The sequence below is a fragment of the Oligoflexia bacterium genome, assembly GCA_035326705.1.
Lineage (GTDB): Bacteria > Bdellovibrionota_G > JALEGL01 > JALEGL01 > JALEGL01 > JALEGL01.
In genome coordinates this window covers 66,148-86,690 of the sequence record DAOLES010000003.1, presented here as the reverse complement: position 1 = coordinate 86,690, position 20,543 = coordinate 66,148, and the positions used below count along the sequence as shown (strand labels likewise).

The window sequence follows — 20,543 nt, the reverse complement described above, 5'->3', positions numbered from 1 at the left end:
TTTTATAGCGTTTGGCCTAGGCCATATTTTTTTTCGGCCTGTTGATAGTACTTTTTTGCGTCAGGTAATAGTCTTTTAATGGTATTTATTCTTGTTGCACCTGCAGGGTGTGTTGATAAAAACTCTGGAGGAGCCTGCCCCCCTGCTTGAGAGAACCTTTGCCAAAAACGTAAAGCTTCTTCTGGGTCATAACCCGCTTTGGCCATATATTTTAAGCCAATCACATCGGCTTCAGTTTCACTTTCTCTACTGTGCGGAAGAGCAAAAGCGACATTTGATCCAGCACCAAAGATATTCATGATTTGATCATGGGCAGCAGGGTTTTTAAACAGGCCTGAGGTTGCTCCACTGAGGAGACCCAAGCCAAGTTGTTGTTTCATCTGCTGAGAAATGCGTTGTCCAGCATGTCTTAAAACAGCATGCGCAACTTCATGCCCCATGACTGTGGCCATGCCGGCTTCATTTTTAAGATAAGGGAAAATACCCGTATAAAACGCAACTTTACCTCCGGGCATGCACCAAGCATTCACTTGCTCGGAGACAATAATATTAAATTCCCAATTAAAGTCAGGTTGGGCGGCTTCTTGGGCAATTTCATTGCCTACACGTTTTAGAATGCCATTGAGACGAGGGTCTTTGCTGATTTTTTCTTTTTTCATGACTTCGGCATAGGCTTGTTCACCCATTTGCTTTTCTTCAGCAGGGGTGGTGAGCATCAATGTTTTTTGTCCAGTTTCAGGGATTTCAACACATGCAGATACAAACAGACTTAAAAACAAAAACAGGCTTATTTTTTTAATACTATATTGATTGTTTAGCATTGGAGTAAAATAGCAAAAAATAAAAGGTCGGTCATGTTTTGTATGAAACACAGGTACTTTTTGGTTTCAATTTAACCAATATAAAGCTATTAAAAAAATTAATATTAATCCTATTGATTAACAATAATATTTATGCAATAGAAAATGACATGTGTAGGGGGAAATATACGTGTTTAATGATTTTGTTTATGGTCCAAGTCGTATTTGGTCAGTCAGAGCCTATTGCTGGGGTTAGGGTTGCAAATGAAACAAGTACAACATCTTCTCATTTAAACGCAGTCAGCTCTGAGTATTCGTATAACTCTATGGATCATAGCATTAAAGTTATTCCATGGAAAAAAGAGATCAATGTAATAATGGATGCAATTGATAAGCATCATTTTAAACTGCGTTCACTAGAAGAGCTTAATCAAGTTCTTATTAACGGCACACTCAATAGTTTTGACTTGTATGCAAGCATCAATCAAGAAGAGAAAACCTATCTAGAGTCTAGGTTTAGAGCATTTTTTGATCGTGAAAGTTTTCCTAATGTCATTCAATACATAAATCAAAACCATCCACAGCCTGACCAGTACCTTCCTGTAAACAGAGATGAAGAAACAGGAAAAATAGAAGTTGATGAGAACTATTTTAGCTGGCTGGAAGAACATGTTTTTCGGCAAAGTAGGGCAAAAGAAATTTTTCAACATGAAGTAGACGCTTATAAATATGCCGCTCTTTTGCATGGCATAGCACAAGTTCTTGATCCAAACTCATGGTTTACTTTTGATAGCGCGAGTTATGCTCGAGCTTCTAATCTTATTGATGGACAAAATAGCCCATCTTCACAAACAGTTTCACAACAAGAAAATAAGAGTGTTTTTAGTAGACCCCATCGTTTTGGTAAAGTTAGCTTACAAGATAGGGTTTTATGGGTCAGGTTTAGTCATGAATTAGGTATGGATGCTTCTGATAGTTTATTAAGCATACTCAGTGAATATCAAAACAGCTATGATAGTGTTGTTTATGATTTTCGTAATACGCTGGGTGGAATAAGAGCAGAATTTGAACACATTCTTGAACCCTTTATTGCTTTAGAAGAGCAAGATATTCTTATGGCCAGCTTTTTTGATAGACAAGGCTATGAAAGTTTACCTGAACGAATGCTAATAAGAAAACAAGGAAGTATTCAGCGTTCATGGCAAGAGCCAGCAATCAATAAAACTTTGCTGGTGTATACCAGTCCAGTTTCATCATCGGGTGCAGAAATTGTAGCCATGGCGGTGCAGGATTTAGGATTAGGTGTAGTTGTAGGACAAAGAAGCAGTGGTAAGACAACAGCGGCAGAGTCCTACTTGGTGGGTCCTTTGGCGTTTTGGTTGACCCAATACAAGTTTTTTGGTCCTAAAGGCACTTCTCCTAAAGGGATTAAGCCAGATCTTGAATTGTATTTAGAGGATGAAAAAAGCTATCTTAGAAACTATGAAAAACAATTTGCAATCAATTATCCACAACAATTATCACATGAACAGCTAAATGGAGTCTACAATTCTAGTCAATTATGGTTTGTAGACTTTGAAGAGAAAAGGACGGCCTTACAAGAAGCAATCCAAGCTAGTTTTTTAAAGCATAGAAAGTTTAAAACTGCATTAAAAAGCAAAGAGCTTGATCAAGATCATTTAATTAAGTTCATAATAAAAGTATTGAATACCTATTGTGAAAGAGAACAATTGGTATCTAGGTGTGATGTTGAAACGATGAATGAAACGATTGCAGCATATTTTGAATAAAGCTATTGAATACATTTAATCGTTAAAAAAGATTAAAGGGTAAGCTAAATAATTTGATTTAATGCTGAGTAGGGTTAGTGAAAAAAATGGCGGAGAGAGGGCCATGCTCGCGTAGCGAGCCAAATAGACAAACGAACCGCGCCAAAGGCGCGAGGTTCGAATCCCTCTAAAACGGATTAAAGGGTAAGCTAAATGGTTTGATTTAACAATGAGTAGGAATAGTCAAAAAATGGCGGAGAGAGGGGGATTCGAACCCCCGAAACGGAGGTTCTCTCCGTTTACTCGCTTTCCAAGCGAGCTCCTTCGGCCACTCGGACACCTCTCCTAATATTTTTTTGTTTGCGCTATATACAACAGTCAGTCAATTTGAGCAAGCTCCCTGAATGAAGCATAAAAAGAGTCTAAAAAAGTGTGTGAGGGCGTGCGATTTATTTGCATCAAAATCATAACTGTGTAACTTAATATTTAGCGTGAGGGGACCTTACACATTAAAACAAAACATTTTTAAATTAGGCTTGTGTTCTTGTTTATTGTTTTCGTTTGTAAGCTTTTCTCAAGCGCCAGCGATTCACGGTATTGCTAGAGCTAAAGCACATCAAAAAAAACTGCTTCTACAATCATTTTTAGAAGGAACGGATAAAAATTGGCGGCGTCATTGTAATCTTGATGTTATTAATCGTCATCAACGTCATATTGAAGCGATGGCTCGTAAATATGGTGTTCTTGCTGACTCGGGTCGCTATATCCTATGTTATGAATACCATGATGATCAAAGCAAAGACATGGCTCAAGACTGGCTGGCCAAGCGCAGGTTGTTGCCTTTAGGGGTAAATGGTTTTTTTCCTGATCTGGGTGAAAATGATGTTGGGCCCGATGGGTATATACAGACACCCACATTTGTTGCCACAGATAAATATGCGCGATCAGAAGCCATTGCTAGAAATGATCTGACTTATTTTTTTAAAATTTTAGAAGAAAATAGAATTTTGGAAGAAGAGGGGCAACAACCAGATAATGCTCCACGCAACGGCAGAGATCATTGGATATTTTCAACAGTGGGGATAGCGGAGTTCGGTATCTTTACCGCCTTAAGTTTTGTGATGGATGGACATGTTCAAAACTCAAATATTGCAAGAGCTTTTCAAAACGCATCTGGAGAGTGGGACCTCAATACTGTTGCTCAGGAATTGGTTAACAATGAAGAGCTGGTTATTGAAATACTGTTTGCAAGAATCAAGAACTCGCGGGATGTTTATATCCAGTATGCATATAAAGATATATTGTATAGTTTTAGCACTATTTTACAGTTGCACACTATGGGATATTTTAAATACCACGCACTACAACGTGAAAACAATTTAAAAGAAGAAGATTTACCTGATGAAGTTTTAGATTGTTTTGAACCAGAAGCAGAGCCTATGCCTAAGGCTGTGCCAGCAAAATACAATGATCCAAGAGGTTAATTGTTCTCGCTGCCAGGGGAACAGTCTAAACCCATTACCTAGAAATAGAAGGGGTGACCAGGTATAGGATACCCGTCCTACAATCAGTCACTTGTATGGAGAAAAAGCCATAGAAGCTATTGAAAAATCATAATTTTTTTTGGTATAAAAATTGAACACTCCTAGAGCGCATTAAATAATCTAAGGAGGATCAAATGAAAGTATACAATACATCACTGTTGGCATTATTGGCATTAACACATATGGTGCAAGAGCCTATTGTTTATGGGCAGAATTCCACGCCTATAAAACAAGATAAAGGGGTTCATCAAAAAGCTTATTTGGTTAACCTTAATACGGCCAGTTTAAAAGATTTGGAATACCTACCTGGAATTGGTAGAACGCTTGCTATACGCATTGTCGAGCGCCGTAAAATAAAACAATTTAATCATATTGATGACTTAAAATATGTTGAGGGGATAGGGGAAAAAAAATTTAATAAACTTAAAACGATGATTAAAGTTAAGTAAGAAGCGTGATTAACCACATTGCTTGTTTGATATAACTGTGGACTTGGAGTATAAGGTCTTATCATGCGTATAGGCATTGCCCAAATCAATACATGTGTTAACAACGTGGTTTTCAACAAAGACAAAATAATCTCAATGCTGGAAAAAGCAGGCAATGAAAATATTGATTTATGTGTTTTTCCAGAGTTAAGTTTGACGGGCTACCCTCTAACAGACGCAAGTTTTTCATCTGGCTTTTTAAATGTGGTTCAAGTGCATTTAGAAAGCTTGGCTCAAAACAGTGGAAACATGTGGTTTATTGTTGGGGCTCCACACAAAACATCTTCTGCAATTTATAACGCTGCGTATGTTATGGGAGAAGGAAAAATTCAGCATATTGCGCATAAGAGCTTATTACCCAATTATGATGTGTTTGATGAGCGGCGCTACTTTTCACCAGATCATAGCCAGCCATTGGTGTTTAATTATAAAGATAAAAAAATTGCCGTTTTGATTTGTGAAGATATCTGGGAAGATTTTGTAGAAGAGAAGCATTTTAAATATGAGAGTGATCCTTTAGATCAATTAGAAGAAGAAAAAGTTGATCTGTTGGTGAATATTTCAGCTTCACCGTATTACGTTGGTAAAGAAAAGATTAGGCAACAAGTACTTCAAAGAGCCGTAAAAAAACTGAATTGCCCCATGGTTTATGTTAACTTGGTTGGAGGCAATGATGAAATATTATTTGATGGAGAAAGTACGGTTGTTTCTGCCCAAGGTGAGATAGTGCAACAGTCTTCTAAATTTACGGAAGGGTTTTCTAGTTTTGACCTGGAAAAAAAGAGTTTAAGTCCTATTCAAACAACTTATTCAGAACCCGTGCAAATATTATGGCAAGCATTGTGTATGGGCGTAAAAGATTTTTTTACTAAAACCCATCAATCCAAAGCAATTATTGGTTTATCTGGTGGGATTGATTCAGCCTTAGTTTTGGCTATTGCATGTGAAGCTTTGGGCAAAGAAAATGTGACGCCAATCTACATGCCATCGCAATACTCAGCTCAGATTTCACAAGAAGGGGCTGAGGACTTGTGTAAAAACCTTGGCATAGCGTTAAACACAATTGCCATTGATGGCTTAAGAACAAGTTTTGAGCAGAGTTTAGAACAGATTTTTTTAGGCCAACAAGTCAATGTCACCGAAGAAAATATTCAAGCAAGAATAAGAGGAACCTTGTTGATGGCATACAGCAATAAATTTGGAGGAATGGTTTTAAACACCAGCAATAAATCCGAGTTGGCTGTAGGCTATTCTACTTTATATGGTGATTTGATTGGCGGATTGTCTGTAATTGGTGATTTATACAAACATCAGGTTTATGATTTGGCCCGGTGGTGTAACAAACAGCAAGAAATAATTCCACAAGTTATTATTGAAAGAGCCCCATCAGCAGAGTTAAGGCAGGATCAAAAAGACTCTGACAGCTTGCCACATTATGATATTTTAGACAAAGTGTTGTATTTGTATTTAGAACAGTTGCAGTCAGTAAAAGACATTGTTGATCAAGGCTATGATATTGAAGTGGTTAAAAAAATAGTTGGTTTGGTTAATGGCAGTGAGTTTAAACGTAGACAAGCTCCGCCCATTATAAAAGTTTCTCAAAAAGCATTTGGAATTGGTCGTAGACATAATATTGCCATTGGATAAACATATATGGATATTAAGCGAGTTATTGTGGTTTATAAAAAGAGCAGCTATGAGTTGTATGCTTTAGAAAAAAAAGACCCGCATTTTTTAAATTTGTTAGAACAAAAACACCCTTCGGTGGCGCAGTTTATTCCAAGTCATGAAGCCCATTATAAAAGCATAGAGCAAGCACGCCAAGTGCTAAGTCAATTAAATATTCAATCCAAATTTATCCATAGAGCAAAAAAATTCAATGAAGCTTGGGCAGACCTCATTTTAACCATTGGTGGAGATGGTACATTTTTGGATGCCGCAAGGCACACCATTAAAAAACCAATGTTAGGTGTCAATTCAGATCCAAAGAGAAGTGTAGGAATGTATTGTGCCATTGATGTGAAACGATTAAAAAAAACATTAAAAGGAATCATGCAAAAAAGTATTCCTCAGTACCACATTTCTCGTCTTCAAATGTGCCTTAATAACGATAACTATATGCCACCAGTGCTCAATGATTGTTTGATCACAAGTCTTAACCCAGCTGAAACGTCCCGCTTTGATTTAGAGTTTGGTAAAAAAAAATACAGTTATAAATCTTCAGGACTATGGGTTTCCTCAGCAGCAGGCTCAACTGGAGCTATGCGGAGTACCGGGGGGGAAGTCCTACCACTTGAAGATGAGAAGTTCATGTTTTATGTGCGTGAAAACTACCATGCACCTTTAGAAAAACGAAAACCATCAAGAGCGGTCCTAGGTAAAAAAGAATCCTTAAAAGTTATCTCAAAAATGCGACAAGGAGTTATTTTTTTTGATGGAGCACATATAAAAATTCCTTTTAAAAATGGTCATGAGTTAACCATCCAAATGCATCCAAAAAAATTAAAAGTTTTTGCATATGATAGTGATAGACGCCATCAATTTGATCTTGAAACAAGTTTAAAAAGACGGGCTAATGACTGAAGAAAAAACCCAAGCCATTGTTTTATCCAGCAGCGTTTATGGTGAAAATGATATGATTATTTCACTGCTAACCAAGGACTTTGGTAAAATTTCTGCATTTGCCATGTCAGCAAAAAAAAGTAAAAAAAGATTTTCAGGAGGTATAGATCTTTTTTCTTACTTGCATGTGCAGCTTAAACCACCTAAATCTAAAAGCAGTTTTTTGTGGCGTTTAGAAAAAACGCAATTGCTCAATGCTTTTTACCCTTTACGGTCTGACTTAAAAGCTTTGGCAAGTATGAGTTATTTGTCTGAGTGTTTAAAAAAACTTTTGGCAGATGAACAAAAACAAGAAACTATTTTTTTATGGTGGGAGCAAACTCTAAACCAAGTAGCCAATGGTGATTGCAAAAATAATATAGATTATCTTAAAATGGATTTTGAACTATTGTCCATGTTGGGTTACAGGCCGCATATATACAACTGTGTACATTGTGCAAAAGAACAGCAGCAAGAACGATTTTACTTTTCATTTGAAAAAGGTGGAACTTTATGCAAACAGTGTTTTGTGGCTGGACAAGGAATGTGGATTAATCCAGCACAAGCGCAGATGATGAACAATGACAACCATGTGATTTATAGTGAGCAAGATATACGTTTACTGGGTCAGCTGATGCATAGGTTTATGGTGTATACCCTTGGGCACGAGCCCAAAAGTCAGAGTTTTAGATGGGATGCAATGCAATTATGAGTACAGAAGAGAATAAAACCAGTGGTTGGTTAAAAAAATTAGAAACAATCATGCAAAAACTTAGAAGTGATGAGGGTTGTCCATGGGACAAAGAGCAAACGCATGCTAGTTTAAAACAATATTGTTTAGAAGAAGCCTATGAAGTATGTGAGGCTATTGACAGTGAAGATGACTTTGCCATTAAAGACGAATTGGGGGACTTGTTATTGCAAGTTTATTTTCATGCCCAATTGGCCAGTGAAAGAAATTGCTTTGATATAGAAGAAGTTGCTCAAGGCATCTGTGAAAAAATGATTAGACGCCATCCGCATGTTTTTGAACAAGTAGAAGGTGTTTATACTGGACAAGATGTAGAAGTTCAATGGGAACAAATCAAAGAACAAGAAGCTAAAACAAGTGAAAAAAAGTTATTGGATGTGTGTCAAACTTTACCAGCATTGAGTAAAGCGCAAAAAGTATCTAAAAAAGCTGCTAAGTTTGGATTTGACTGGCAAACAAAACAAGATGTTTATGCAAAAGTTGAAGAAGAGTTGTTAGAACTTACGCAAGCGCAAACAGTAGCAGAAAAGAATGAAGAATTAGGTGATATGTTATTTGCATTGTGTAGTTTGGCTAGACATGAAGGTCTAGATGCTGAAAGTGCACTGCAAGACGCCATTAAAAAATTTCAAAAACGTTTTTATGCTGTAGAAGAACGCTTGAAAGCTGAGGAGAAAGACTTTTCTTCAAGCAGCTTTGATGAACTGGATCAGCTTTGGCAAGAGGTAAAACAAGACTAGGGTTATTTTTTAAGCTGCTTTTTTGTATCCTGAACAATAATTTGTAAGTCTTGTTCATAATTACGTAAAGCCTGGTGGAGATCCAGTTGCAAATCGTAAAAAATTGCGTCTATGGTTTCACTAAGGCTGGGTTTGTTTTTATTCATACTGACATAAAAAAGCAAACGGCGTGCCATAAATAATGCAATAAAATCAAATATTTATGTATTTTTGATTTCGGTGATTTTATGCTCAGATATTTAATAATGGACTTTGTTGGGACATCTTTGTATCAAAAGATGAACATTAGCTTTGGAAGTGTACATGCAACAGTCCGTTCTTATTATAGCCAATCATGTTTTTGATGATTTAGAGTTTTTGCAACAACAGCTGCAAAAGTTCAATACGGTTATTTGTTGTGATGGGGCTGCAAATGATATGAAAAAAATCAATTTTATACCTACTTTGATTATTGGTGATTTGGATTCATTAAGCTCTGAAAGCCGAGATTTTTTTCAGGATAAGGTTGAGATTATCCATAAACCTTCACAATACCAATGTGATTTAGAAAAAGCTTTAGATTATTGTGTAGACAAGGGCTATAAAAACGTCAATCTAATTGGCTTAGAGGGGGGAAGAGCAGATTATGCCATTGCCAATTTTATTGTTCTTAAACATTACTGTGAACAATTGAACCTTAAAGTCATAGGCAAAGATTACTTGGCTTTTCCAGTCATAGATCATTGGCAAAAAAAATGTGAAGCGGGACAGATATTAAGCTTTATTCCTTTTGGGCACTGTGAAGGGATTAATTTAAAAGGTTTAAAGTATGCGCTTGAAAATACAAGCATGAAACTTGGGGATATAGGTGTCAGCAATGAAGTGACTCAAGAAGATGTAAGAATCAGTATAAAGTCAGGCTATGCCTGTGTTTTTCTATTTAATAAAAAATAATCGAGCAATGCTAGCAAAAGGTACCGGCTACCTTTTTACTTTACATAGCAAGTGAATTTAATTAAGGGTAGGAAGAAGATACAAATTATTCCACGGGAGACTCTGCTTTGAGTCTGAGAAATTGCAAATCCAATGCATTGACCGTTTAACTTGATCCGGGTGATACCGGCGTAAGGAGAGATCATGAAATATTTACAGTCATTTGTTTTTGTTTATTTAATTTTTATAACAATTGTTTTTGCTCAATCCAACAACACTGCCAGTGTCCGTTTAGAAACAGGAATACACAGTGCCTATGTGTGGAACGGAGCAGATCTTAATCATGATGATCCAGTGCTAACGCAAGCTTTGTCGATTCATTTTAATAAAATACTAAAAAATATCAGCCTCAGTTTTTGGACCAGCTATGGTTTAAATAAAGATAGCGTGGCAGGAGATGATCAAAGTTTTACTTTGGATGAGTTTGATACCCTATTAGGATATTTCATTGCCTGGAATCAAAAAATCAGTTCCTATATAGAACTGGGTTGGTTTTATTGGACATCCAATTTTTTTTCTAATGTTGGTTCAAATAAACATGATTTTGAACTGGCGTCTTATCATCATCTTCAATTGTCACCCTTATCTAAAATCAGTCTGGTTTATAAGAGAGGTTTGGATCAAGGCATTGAGGGTAATGTTTTTGAAACAGTCTATACAATACAAAAAAAACTAAGCGAACGAATTAATATTGAGCCAGCAGTAAAAATGACAGCTTCAAGTCAATATCTTGATCAGCTTATTTTTTCTCAACTTGCCTTAATATTACCCATAAACTATTTGTTGAAACCTTGGTTCATATCTTTGAGTGGACAATATCTATGGGTTCCAAATTATAAAAAATTATTTCAAGACAATCAGCATGATTTTGTTTGGAATTTGAAATTAGGATATCAATTTTAACCTAAAGGAATGAGATGAGTATTCAATTAAGCGGTATAGATTATGGTGTTATAGGAATTTATTTTCTTTTACTGATGGTTGTTGGGTTCTTTGCTAAATTAAAAACCAATTCCAGTGAAGGTTACTTATTGGGTGGGCGCAAATTAACGCTCCCCTTGTTTGTGATGACTTTAACCTCATCTTGGTATGGTGGGATTTTAGGTGTAGGTGAGTTTACCTATCTTTATGGCTTTTCAAATTGGGTAATTCAAGGCTTACCATATTATGTCTTTGCTGTGGTGTTTGCTTTTTTATTGGCTAGGAAAATAAGAAGCAATCAACACATTAGCTTACCGGATCAAGTTGAAGCTGTTTACGGTAAAAAAGCTGCAATGCTTGCCAGTACTTGGGTCTTTTTTTTAAGTAGTCCTGCACCCTATATTTTAATGTTTTCAGTTTTATTGCAAACCTTAAGTGGTTGGTCGCCATGGTTTTGTATGTTGATAGGGTTGGTTTTCTCAACAGTCTATTTATTTAAAGGCGGGTTTTTATCAGACTTGTACACCGATATTTTTGAGTTTGTTTTGATGTATCTTGGGTTTGCAGTACTGCTTTTTTTTAGTGTTAAAAGCTTTGGTGGGCTTGGTTTTTTAAAAAGCAACTTGCCTCATCTTCACCAAACTTGGCATGGTGGTAACTCTATTCAGTTTATCGTGGTTTGGTTTTTTATCGCTTTATGGACTTTGGTTGAGCCGTCTTTTTATCAGCGTTGTGCAGCTGCAAAAAATGAAAAGACTGCTTTTAAAGGTATTTTAAGTTCTATTGTTTTTTGGTTTATCTTTGATTGTATGAGTATTTCTACAGCACTGTATGCCAAAGCTGCTTTTCCAGATTTAAAAAATGCTTTATGGACCTATCCAATTTTAGCTAAAAATATTTTACCCGCAGGTTTAGTTGGTGTTTTTTGGGTGGCCATGTTTGCGGTGGTGATGTCTACATTAAACACAACAGGTTTTATTTCAGGTATGTCTTTGGGTAAAGATATTTTAGGGAGATTAACATACTTTAAAAGGTATTCAGAAACTCAATTGACCAAATTGGGGCTTATTATTTCTTTGCTTTTTGCAGCAAGCCTAGCGCTTTATGTACCTTCTGTGATTCAGCTTTGGTATAGCATTGCCAGTGTTATGGTTCCAGGTTTGCTGATTCCTGTTTTAGGTTGTTATTATCCAAAATTACGTTACCCACAACAAACAGCAGTTTATGTCATGTTGGCAGCACCCATAGTATCATTTCTTAGTTTAAGCATAGGTTGGTGGCAGGAGTTTGGATCATATGAGCATTATCCACTTGGCCTAGAGCCCATGTATCCTGGTTTAATTCTTAGCTTAGGGGCTTTGCTTATACTGCGTTTAAGCCATAAGCAAAAAACAAACTAAGATAAACCTGAGATTTTTCCAGTGGCATCAATGTCCATGTGCTCAGCGGCAGGAATGTCCGGCAAACCTGGCATGCGCATCATTTTTCCTAAAATTGGGATGACAAAGCCAGCGCCGGCAGCAAACTCAAATTCTCTAACGGTAATGCTAAAGTCTGTGGGTTGTCCAATCAAGCTTTCATCATCCGAAAATGATTTTTGTGTTTTGGCCATACAGACTGGGAGTTTGTCAAAACCAAGTGTTTTGATTTTTTTTAAATCAGACTGAGCTTTTTTTTCATAATGAACGCTGGAAGCACCGTATATTTTTTGTGAAATGGTTTTTATTTTTTCTTCAATGGGCAATTGCCAATCATACAAGACTTGAAAAGTGTTGTTGGATTGACACATATCAACCACAGCTTGCGCTAATTCTTGGGTGCCAGCCCCGCCAAGTTCCCAGCCTTTAGATAAAACTGCCTTAATTTTGAATTGAGCACATTGGTCAATGACATACTGGATTTCTTCTGGACTATCAGTCATAAAATGATTGATGGCAACCACGGGTGTAATCCCAAATTGTTGAATATTCTCAATATGTTTTTTTAGGTTACAAAATCCTTGTTGGACTAAACTTAAATTGGGGGTGTTTAGCTTTTCTTTTTTAGCCCCGCCATGGTGTCTTAAGGCTCTGATTGTAGCTACAATCACAATCCCTTTGGGGGTGATGCCAGCATAAGGGCATTTAATATTGAGAAATTTTTCTGCGCCAAGATCTGCACCAAATCCCGCTTCGGTCACCACATATTTAGACAGAGACATGCCCATTTTGGTGGCCAAAATACTGTTGGTTCCTTGGGCAATGTTTGCAAAAGGGCCACCATGTAAAATAGCAGGATTGCCTTCTAAACTTTGGACCAAGTTGGGCAAAATAGCATCTTTTAACAATATGGCCATGGCGCCATGGGCATTGAGATCTCTGGCAAAGATTGGCTTGCCAGCAAAAGTAAAACCAACAAAGATATTGCCTAATTTTTTCTTCAGATCATTTCTATCTTTTGCCAAACATAAAATAGCCATAATTTCAGAGGCTGGGGTGATGTTAAAGCCTTCTTGTCTTGGCATACCATTGCTGCTTCCACCAAGGCCTATGGTTATTTCACGCAAGGCACGGTCATTCATATCCATCACGCGTTTCCAATAAATTTGTCTTGGGTCTAAGTTTACACTGCGCTTTTTACTTTGTAGGTTATTGTCAATCAGTGCTGAAAGTAGGTTGTTGGCTTTTTCTATGGCAGCAAAATCACCAGTGAAATGTAAATTAATATCTTCCATGGGCACCACCTGAGAATAGCCGCCGCCAGCTGCGCCACCCTTGATACCAAAAACTGGGCCTAAAGAAGGTTCCCTTAAAACAACTGTAGATTGACAGCCAATTTTATTTAGACCTTCATTTAGGCCAATTGATAGCGTGGTTTTGCCTTCTCCAGCTGGGGTTGGTGTAATAGCCGTGACCAAAATGAGATTAGAGTGTTTAATTTTTTCTTCATTAATCAGTTCAAGGGGAAGCTTTGCTTTGTATTTGCCATAATGTTCCAACAGATCACTGTGCACCCCTAGTTTTTCAGCAATTTTATCAATGGGATGCATTTGGCAGTCTTGCGCAATTTGTAAATCAGACGGCGTGGGGCTTTGTTTCATGCGTTGTTTCCTGTAGTTATACGGTTCTTAATATACATAAATAACGGATATGACTTTGATAGCATAGAAATTTTTTTGTGGACAAAGCTTCTGTAAAAAATAAGCATGAAAATAGCATGATCTCGGTTCAAGCTTGACCAAAACGCTATTTTAAGCGATTTAGAGCATGTGAAAGTACAAAAGCCACAATCAAAAATCAGCTTTCCAGAGCTTGAAAAAAGCATTTTAAATTTTTGGAAAGAGAATCAAGTTTTTCAAAAAAGTATTGAGCAACGCCAAGATGCAGAACCTTGGTCATTTTATGACGGGCCGCCCTTTGCTACAGGCTTACCACACTATGGGCATCTTTTGGCTGGGATGATAAAAGATGTCATTCCAAGGTTTTGGGCCATGAAAGGCAAAAAAATTGAGCGTCGTTTTGGTTGGGATTGTCACGGCTTGCCCGTTGAGTTTGAGGTAGAAAAACAATTAGGCCTTAAAGGTCGGCAGGATATTGTTGAGCATGGTGTGGCCGAGTTTAATGAAACCTGTAGAAGTATCGTTTTGCGTTACACCAAAGAGTGGAGAGAAACCGTTGAACGCATGGGGCGTTGGATTGACTTTGACAATGACTACAAAACCATGGATCCCAGCTATATGGAGTCTGTTTGGGCTGTGTTCAAACAATTATGGGAAAAAGGTTTAATATACGAAGATAAAAAAGTTTTACCGTACTCTACGCCCATTGCTTCTCCTTTATCTAACTTTGAAGCCAATTTAAATTATCAGGATGTGCAAGATCCATCAGTTTATGTAAAGTTTAAACTCAAAGATCAAAAAAATAGTTTCTTTTTGGTGTGGACCACCACACCGTGGACCTTGCCAGCCAACTTGGCCATAGCGGTTCATCCAGAAATGGATTACGTTAAAGTAAAAACTGACAATGAGTATTGGTATGTGCATGCGGATCTTTTTGAGTCTGTGGTGAAGAAAAAAGCTGGGCAAAAAAATGCTGAGATCATTGAGACTTTAAAGGGTAAAGATTTACTCGGTTTAAAGTATGAACAATTGATTCCTGGCTTTAAGTATTTAAGTAATGAGCACAGTTTTACAGTGTATCCTGCGGATTATGTGACAGCAGATTCTGGTACAGGACTGGTTCATATTGCGCCTGCCTTTGGTGAGGAAGATTTTGCTGTAGGTAAAACCCAGGGCTTAGAAGTTTTAGACCATTTGGATAATCAAGGTAACTTTGTTGCAGAAAACACATTGGCTGCCGGCGAGTATTTTAAAGATGCCAATAAAACAATCATTGCTCACTTAAAAAACCAAGATCAATTGTTATTGCAAGAAACCATACAGCACAGTTATCCATTTTGTTACCGTTCTGATACACCATTAATTTACAGAGCTATTTCTACCTGGTTTGTTAATGTGACCAGTATTAAAGACAAGTTGATTGCCAACAATCAACAGGTGCATTGGGTGCCTGAGCATGTTAAAGATGGTCGCTTTGGAAAATGGTTAGAGAACGTTAAAGATTGGGCCATCTCACGCAATCGCTTTTGGGGTAATCCTATTCCCATTTGGCTTAATGAAGACAGCGGTGAACAATTGTGTGTAGGCAGTATTGCTGAGCTTGAGCAGTTAACTGGCAAAAAAGTAGAAGATATCCACAAACATTTTATTGATGATTTGGAGATTGTTTCACCAAAGACTGGAGATGTTTTAAGACGTGTTCCCCATGTTTTAGATTGTTGGTTTGAATCAGGAGCTATGCCTTACGCTCAAAATCATTATCCATTTGAAATGAATGATGAACAGCTTTCCCAGGTTTTCCCTGCAGATTTTATTGCGGAAGGTTTAGATCAAACGCGGGGTTGGTTTTACACCTTAATGGTTTTATCAACGGCTTTGTTTGATAAACCTGCCTATAAAAATGTTGTTGTGAACGGAATTGTTTTGGCCGAAGATGGGCGTAAAATGTCCAAGCGTCTTAAAAACTATCCTGAGCCTAGCGTAGTTTTAGATGAAATAGGTGCCGATGCTTTGCGTTTGTACTTGATGCAAAGTGGAGCTGTAGCAGCAGAAGACATGAAATTTTCTAAAGAAGGCATGCAAGAAGTGGTACGTAAAGTATTGCTTCCCATGTGGAATGCGTATAGTTTTTTTGCAACTTATGCTGCGGTAGATGAATGGGATCCAGAAAAAAATTATACAAAAAACTTTGATCATGAATTGGATCAGTGGATTTTGCTTAAGTTGAAAAACATGCAGCATGAGATCAATGACAATTTATCTGAATTTAAATTGCAAGCTGTGATGCCAGCCATTCATACCTTTTTGGATTGTTTAAACAATTGGTATATTCGTAGAAGTCGCAGACGTTTTTGGAAAAGTGAAAATGACAGTGATAAGCAACAGGCTTTTTCTTGTTTGTACACGGTCTTGGTGGAACTCAGTAAATGTTTGGCGCCATCCGCTCCATTTTTCTCAGATTATCTTTATCAACATTTGTCTTTAGGGCATGCGTTGGCAGAAAAAATATCTGTGCATTTAGAAGATTTTACCAGTCCTCAAGCCTTAAGTGCAGAAGAAAAAAACATTGAAAGAAAAATAGATTTAACCCGACAACTGAGTGCTCTTGGTAGAGAGTTACGAGAAAAGCTAAAAATAAAAGTGAGACAGCCTTTGTCCACTTTGTATGTAGGTTTTCTCAATGAGAAAGATGTAACATTAATTGAAGGCATGTTGGATACCATTAAAGAAGAACTGAATGTCAAAACAATTCAGTTTGAAATTTTTTCCAATATGGTATCCAAAGCCATCAAACCCAACTTTAAAAAAGTAGGTAAAGCCTTGGGTGCAAAAATGAAAGTTTTTGCGCAGGCATGCAAAAACTTATCTGCAGAGCAGATAGAAAAAATCACTTTAGGGGAGGGACTTGAACTTGATGGAGAGATGTATCCCAATGATTACTTTATTCTAGAGTTAGCACAAGAGAGTCACTTTAAACATGAATGTTCAGTGGCGGACCAATTTGTAATTGCTTTTGACGAGCATCTAAGTCAAGAATTGATTCAAGAAGGACAAGCCAGAGAGTTAATCAATAGAGTACAAAACTTCAGAAAAGAATCTGGGTTAAATGTTGAAGATAGAATTAATTTAGCAGTACATGCTGAAGATAAAAAAGTCATTGATGCATTTTCAAACCATGTACAGAAAATTGAACAAGAAACTTTATCAACCCTGCTGTTCAAAAAAGATGGTATTGAACAATTGCCATATCATACACAAGAAAATATTGATGATGTGGCAGTTTATATTGGATTGGAGAAAAATCTATGAAAACAAAAATTTTAGTCACAGGTGCTTTGGGTCAAATAGGAACTGAGTTGATTTATCGTTTACGCAATATTTATGGTGCAGACCAGGTTATAGCCACGGATATTCGTATGCCAGAATCCAAAGAGTTGCTTGATAGTGGTCCTTTTGAGTTTTTAGATGTTTTAAATCCCAATCAAATTACACGCGTTATGCAAATTCATGAAATTGGAACCATTTATCACATGGCAGCACTGTTATCCGCTATTGGTGAAACCAGGCCCAACCTAGCCTGGGATTTAAACATGAATGGTTTGTACAATATGTTAGAAAGCGCACGTCAATACAAATGTGCTTTGTTTTTTCCTAGCTCTATTGGCGCCTTTGGTCCGGAAACGCCACTGGATCACACCCCACAAACTACAGTGATGCGTCCAAAAACCATGTATGGCATTACCAAAGTCAGTGGTGAGTTGTTGTGTGATTATTATTACAATAAATTTGAGGTGGATACGCGCGGGGTTCGTTTTCCTGGCTTAATTTCTTATCAAACCAGACCTGGTGGTGGAACCACAGACTATGCCGTTGAGATTTTTAGAAAAGCTAAAAAATACGGAACATACACCTGTTATTTAAAGCAAGATACATCCTTGGATATGATGTACATGCCAGATGCCATTGATGCCATGGTGCAGTTGATGGAAGCAGATGCAAGTCGTTTAAAACACCGCAATGCATTTAACATCACGGCCATGCATTTTACGCCAGATCAGTTGGCCAAAGAGATTCAAAAGTACATTCCAGACTTTGAAATCAAATATGATATAGATCCAATTAGACAAGCCATTGCTGACTCTTGGCCAAATAGTATGGATGATTCTGCGGCCAGAGAAGAGTGGGGATGGAACCCAAAATACAATTTAGAAAAAATGACGCAAGAGATGCTTGAAAAAGTATAAATAACTTACGCAAACAAAAACTCATCTTTAAAAAATTTAAACCTGCAACAGAGTATTATTCTTGTAGATATTTATTGCGTTTTTCAACACAAATATTTGGATAGTTGGTTACAATGCTAAGGTGAGTGTCGGAATATTGAAAAGCTACTTCAATTAGCAATTCAATGCTAGAGGCATCGTTAACTGTCCATACTCCTGTAGGGAGTCCCTTTTCTAAACGTTCTTTAATAAACTCTGTTCCAGTAACAGTATAATTAAAGTAGACTTTAGAAATATCATGATCAAAACCCAAACCCATGCCAAAACCCTTGCCTCGACCTGAAGTTGGAAATAAAGCAAGATCAACAATTTCAGAGTTTAGCAAAGATAAATGACAGCTACTTTCTTGCATTTCATGTAAAATAGAACTTTTAAAACTTAACATTTCACAAGGAACTTCCTCTATAAAACCATTTAAATGATCAAAAGTTTTTTCATTTCCTGAATCTTTGAATTCAAGAGAAAGTTTAAAGGGTCTAATTTTATTCAATACTTTCATTTGATTAAAAAGTTGTTCAAGCGTAGGAACAGATTCGTTATTTAATAAAATGCAAGAACTTAACTGACTTAAATTAAGCTCAGCTATAGGGATATCAACAGGACAAGGTTTTGTAGAGTTTGGTTTAGTTTTAGCGTACTTTCCAAGTTTTTTATCATGATTTAAAACAGCAAATCCATCTTTTGTATGATGGATATCAACTTCTACGCCGTCTGCCCCGATTTTTTCTGCAGCTACAACTGCGGCCAGAGAGTTCTCTGGTAAATTTTCCTGACTTGTGTGATAACCTCTATGGGCAATACAGAATGGGTTGGCCAATACCATAGAATGTATTAAGGAAAAGTAGGGTATTATCTTCAGAAACTGTTTTGTTTTCATTCTCTATCCTTAATTTTAAATTAATTGCCTATATAATTTCAGCACATATATTAATAATAAGTCATACGCAAAGCAATAATTTCTCATGTTGGGTACTTTATATGTAATTATGCTTATTTGTTTTTAAATACAGTAGTTTAGGGGAAATAAAATTTTAATTTAAAGATAAAATCAATTCTAAAAACTATTGGACAATTATTAGCCTCTGTTATATTCCCAGGGCACTTTACAAATAATTAGTGTGAATTTTTGAAAGGAATAAAGAAATGAAAAAAATTCTATTAAGTTTAATTTTGATTTTAGGTGCATCAGCCTTTGCTCAAGATGATGAAGCTACTGAAGATGCTTCAGAAAAAACAGCCGTTGAAGCTGCAACACAAACTGAAGTAGCACCAGAAGTTAAAACAGATGATATGGGTTGGAAAGCCAATGCTGGATTGAATGGTGTTTCCAACACAGGTAACGCAGTTAACCAAACTGTAAGTGGTTTGTTCTCAGTGGTCAATAGAACGGGTATGAACAAAGTTGAGTTATCAGGTATAGGTGCGTACGGTCGCGCGCAAGATGATGCCGGTGTGACCAGTACCAATACAGAAAATTGGAGAACACAATTAAGATATGATCGTTATTTGAACGACACCATAGCCATTTTTGGATACGGACACTTAGGTCAAGATAGACCTGCTGGATTTGATTGGCGTTTTGGTGGTGGTACCGGTTTTGCGCATGAAGTAATAAAGAAAGAAAAAGACTTCTTACGTTATGAAATAGGTTATGACTACACCCGTGAAGATCGTATTACTGATGTTCTAGCAGACATTCATTCTGCACGTGTGTTTGGTATTTACAAACGTAAAATTTCAGATTGGGCAGATTTTTCACAAACCGTTGAGTTATTGTACAACTTAGAAAAAAGCGATGACTTTAGATTCAATACATTAACAGGTCTAACCACCAAAGTGACTGAAAAAGTTGGATTTCAAGTGGGCTATGCCATGAGATTTGACAATGATCCTGTTACCGGAGCAGAAAACTTAGACACCCAAACCCAAGCCGGTTTAACGGTTAACTTTTTATAAAAATTGAGTTAAGCAAGCAATAGAAGGGTTTACCTCTATCAGGAGGTAGACCCTTTTTTTATTGGTCAAAAGGTATTACAGAGGGATGTCATATTGTGCGCATGGTAATAAATTGGACCAAAGACTCATTTTTCAGTATGTCTACTGGCATGAAAATCAATGAATTTGCTAAGATAGTCCATGATACAGCCAAAGAAAAAGGTTGGTATGATAAGGAAAGATCACCCTTAGAAGCGCACATGTTAATGGTAACAGAATTATCTGAAGCCACTGAATGTGTTCGTCAAGATCTCCCTCCTGTATATGCTCAAACAGATTCTGGAATAACAGTCACAGATATCCAAGATATTGCACGACAAGGGTTAAAACCTGAAGGAGAAGCAGTAGAGCTGATGGATGCAATGATTCGTATTGCAGATTATTTTGCTTATAAGGGCTGGGATCTTGAACAAGTTTTGCAGCTTAAAATGGATTACAATGCTTCTAGAGCTTACCGGCACGGTGGTAAACAATATTAGAAGAACGTATGATTATCTGAAATAAAAGAAAGCATTTTTTACAGATAGCATAAAATTTTTTATTTCTGGCGTGAATATAGTAGACTCACTTTGTATAAACACA

At 36.9% G+C, this 20,543-nt stretch carries 18 protein-coding genes, 1 tRNA gene and 1 riboswitch; of the genes, 14 read left to right on the top strand and 5 right to left on the bottom strand.

What is annotated here, in order from left to right:
• Positions 1–2 precede the first annotated feature (2 nt).
• On the bottom strand, positions 3–872 hold the full coding sequence (locus PKC21_05315; protein HMR24755.1) for a M48 family metallopeptidase: 870 nt from the start codon (positions 870–872) through the stop codon (positions 3–5).
• Positions 873–997: 125 nt separating this feature from the next.
• Here PKC21_05315 and PKC21_05310 point away from each other — a divergent pair, with 125 nt between their 5' ends.
• Complete coding sequence (locus PKC21_05310) at positions 998–2,590, top strand: S41 family peptidase (protein HMR24754.1); 1,593 nt, start codon at positions 998–1,000, stop codon at positions 2,588–2,590.
• Between the two features lie 230 nt (positions 2,591–2,820).
• Here the strand turns inward: PKC21_05310 and PKC21_05305 are convergent.
• Positions 2,821–2,915: transfer RNA gene (locus PKC21_05305), tRNA-Ser, on the bottom strand.
• Between the two features lie 145 nt (positions 2,916–3,060).
• Between PKC21_05305 and PKC21_05300 the strand changes: the two genes are divergently transcribed.
• The 6 genes from PKC21_05300 (at position 3,061) to mazG (ending at position 8,693) form a co-directional block, all read left to right on the top strand.
• Positions 3,061–4,053 carry a hypothetical protein gene (locus PKC21_05300; GenBank protein ID HMR24753.1) on the top strand — a complete coding sequence of 331 codons (993 nt, stop codon included), beginning with the start codon at positions 3,061–3,063 and terminating at the stop codon, positions 4,051–4,053.
• Between the two features lie 194 nt (positions 4,054–4,247).
• On the top strand, positions 4,248–4,562 hold the full coding sequence (locus PKC21_05295) for a helix-hairpin-helix domain-containing protein (protein HMR24752.1): 315 nt from the start codon (positions 4,248–4,250) through the stop codon (positions 4,560–4,562).
• A 63-nt stretch (positions 4,563–4,625) separates the two neighbouring features.
• On the top strand, positions 4,626–6,248 hold the full coding sequence (locus tag PKC21_05290; GenBank protein HMR24751.1) for an NAD+ synthase: 1,623 nt from the start codon (positions 4,626–4,628) through the stop codon (positions 6,246–6,248).
• A gap of 6 nt (positions 6,249–6,254) precedes the next feature.
• Positions 6,255–7,184: an NAD(+)/NADH kinase gene (locus PKC21_05285; protein HMR24750.1), complete on the top strand. Its 930-nt coding sequence runs from the start codon at positions 6,255–6,257 to the stop codon at positions 7,182–7,184.
• Positions 7,177–7,914: a DNA repair protein RecO gene (gene recO, locus PKC21_05280; GenBank protein HMR24749.1), complete on the top strand. Its 738-nt coding sequence runs from the start codon at positions 7,177–7,179 to the stop codon at positions 7,912–7,914. The genes PKC21_05285 and recO overlap by 8 nt, the downstream gene beginning before the upstream one ends.
• On the top strand, positions 7,911–8,693 hold the full coding sequence (mazG, locus tag PKC21_05275; protein ID HMR24748.1) for a nucleoside triphosphate pyrophosphohydrolase: 783 nt from the start codon (positions 7,911–7,913) through the stop codon (positions 8,691–8,693). The genes recO and mazG overlap by 4 nt, the downstream gene beginning before the upstream one ends.
• Before the next feature lie 2 nt (positions 8,694–8,695).
• Here the strand turns inward: mazG and PKC21_05270 are convergent, their stop codons facing one another.
• A complete protein-coding gene (locus tag PKC21_05270) occupies positions 8,696–8,839 on the bottom strand; it encodes a hypothetical protein (GenBank protein HMR24747.1) in 144 nt (47 codons plus the stop codon).
• Between the two features lie 157 nt (positions 8,840–8,996).
• Between PKC21_05270 and PKC21_05265 the strand changes: the two genes are divergently transcribed.
• From PKC21_05265 to PKC21_05255, 3 genes are all read left to right on the top strand, one after another.
• Positions 8,997–9,626, top strand: coding sequence for a thiamine diphosphokinase (locus PKC21_05265; protein HMR24746.1), 630 nt, complete (start codon positions 8,997–8,999; stop codon positions 9,624–9,626).
• Between the two features lie 82 nt (positions 9,627–9,708).
• Positions 9,709–9,820, top strand: a riboswitch (TPP riboswitch).
• A complete protein-coding gene (locus PKC21_05260; GenBank protein HMR24745.1) occupies positions 9,810–10,568 on the top strand; it encodes a hypothetical protein in 759 nt (252 codons plus the stop codon). It overlaps the preceding riboswitch by 11 nt.
• A gap of 14 nt (positions 10,569–10,582) precedes the next feature.
• Positions 10,583–11,986, top strand: a complete 1,404-nt coding sequence (locus tag PKC21_05255; protein ID HMR24744.1) for a sodium:solute symporter family protein — start codon at positions 10,583–10,585, stop codon at positions 11,984–11,986.
• Here PKC21_05255 and PKC21_05250 read toward each other — a convergent pair.
• The gene (locus tag PKC21_05250; protein ID HMR24743.1) at positions 11,983–13,665 is read right to left on the bottom strand and encodes a formate--tetrahydrofolate ligase; all 1,683 of its coding nucleotides are present in this window, start codon (positions 13,663–13,665) and stop codon (positions 11,983–11,985) included. The two genes, PKC21_05255 and PKC21_05250, sit on opposite strands and share 4 nt — an antisense overlap.
• A 168-nt stretch (positions 13,666–13,833) precedes the next feature.
• Here PKC21_05250 and ileS point away from each other — a divergent pair, with 168 nt between their 5' ends.
• On the top strand, positions 13,834–16,992 hold the full coding sequence (ileS, locus tag PKC21_05245; protein HMR24742.1) for an isoleucine--tRNA ligase: 3,159 nt from the start codon (positions 13,834–13,836) through the stop codon (positions 16,990–16,992).
• Positions 16,989–17,927, top strand: coding sequence for an L-threonine 3-dehydrogenase (locus tag PKC21_05240; protein HMR24741.1), 939 nt, complete (start codon positions 16,989–16,991; stop codon positions 17,925–17,927). The genes ileS and PKC21_05240 overlap by 4 nt, the downstream gene beginning before the upstream one ends.
• Positions 17,928–17,982: 55 nt before the next feature.
• Here PKC21_05240 and PKC21_05235 read toward each other — a convergent pair whose 3' ends face one another.
• Positions 17,983–18,843 (bottom strand): glycerophosphodiester phosphodiesterase family protein, encoded by an 861-nt coding sequence (locus PKC21_05235; GenBank protein ID HMR24740.1) that lies wholly within the window; start codon positions 18,841–18,843, stop codon positions 17,983–17,985.
• 266 nt (positions 18,844–19,109) lie between these two features.
• Here PKC21_05235 and PKC21_05230 point away from each other — a divergent pair, with 266 nt between their 5' ends.
• Both PKC21_05230 and PKC21_05225 read left to right on the top strand, forming a co-directional pair.
• Positions 19,110–19,922, top strand: coding sequence for a DUF481 domain-containing protein (locus PKC21_05230; protein HMR24739.1), 813 nt, complete (start codon positions 19,110–19,112; stop codon positions 19,920–19,922).
• 95 nt (positions 19,923–20,017) lie between these two features.
• Positions 20,018–20,440, top strand: coding sequence for a hypothetical protein (locus PKC21_05225; GenBank protein ID HMR24738.1), 423 nt, complete (start codon positions 20,018–20,020; stop codon positions 20,438–20,440).
• The last annotated feature ends 103 nt before the right edge of the window (positions 20,441–20,543 follow it).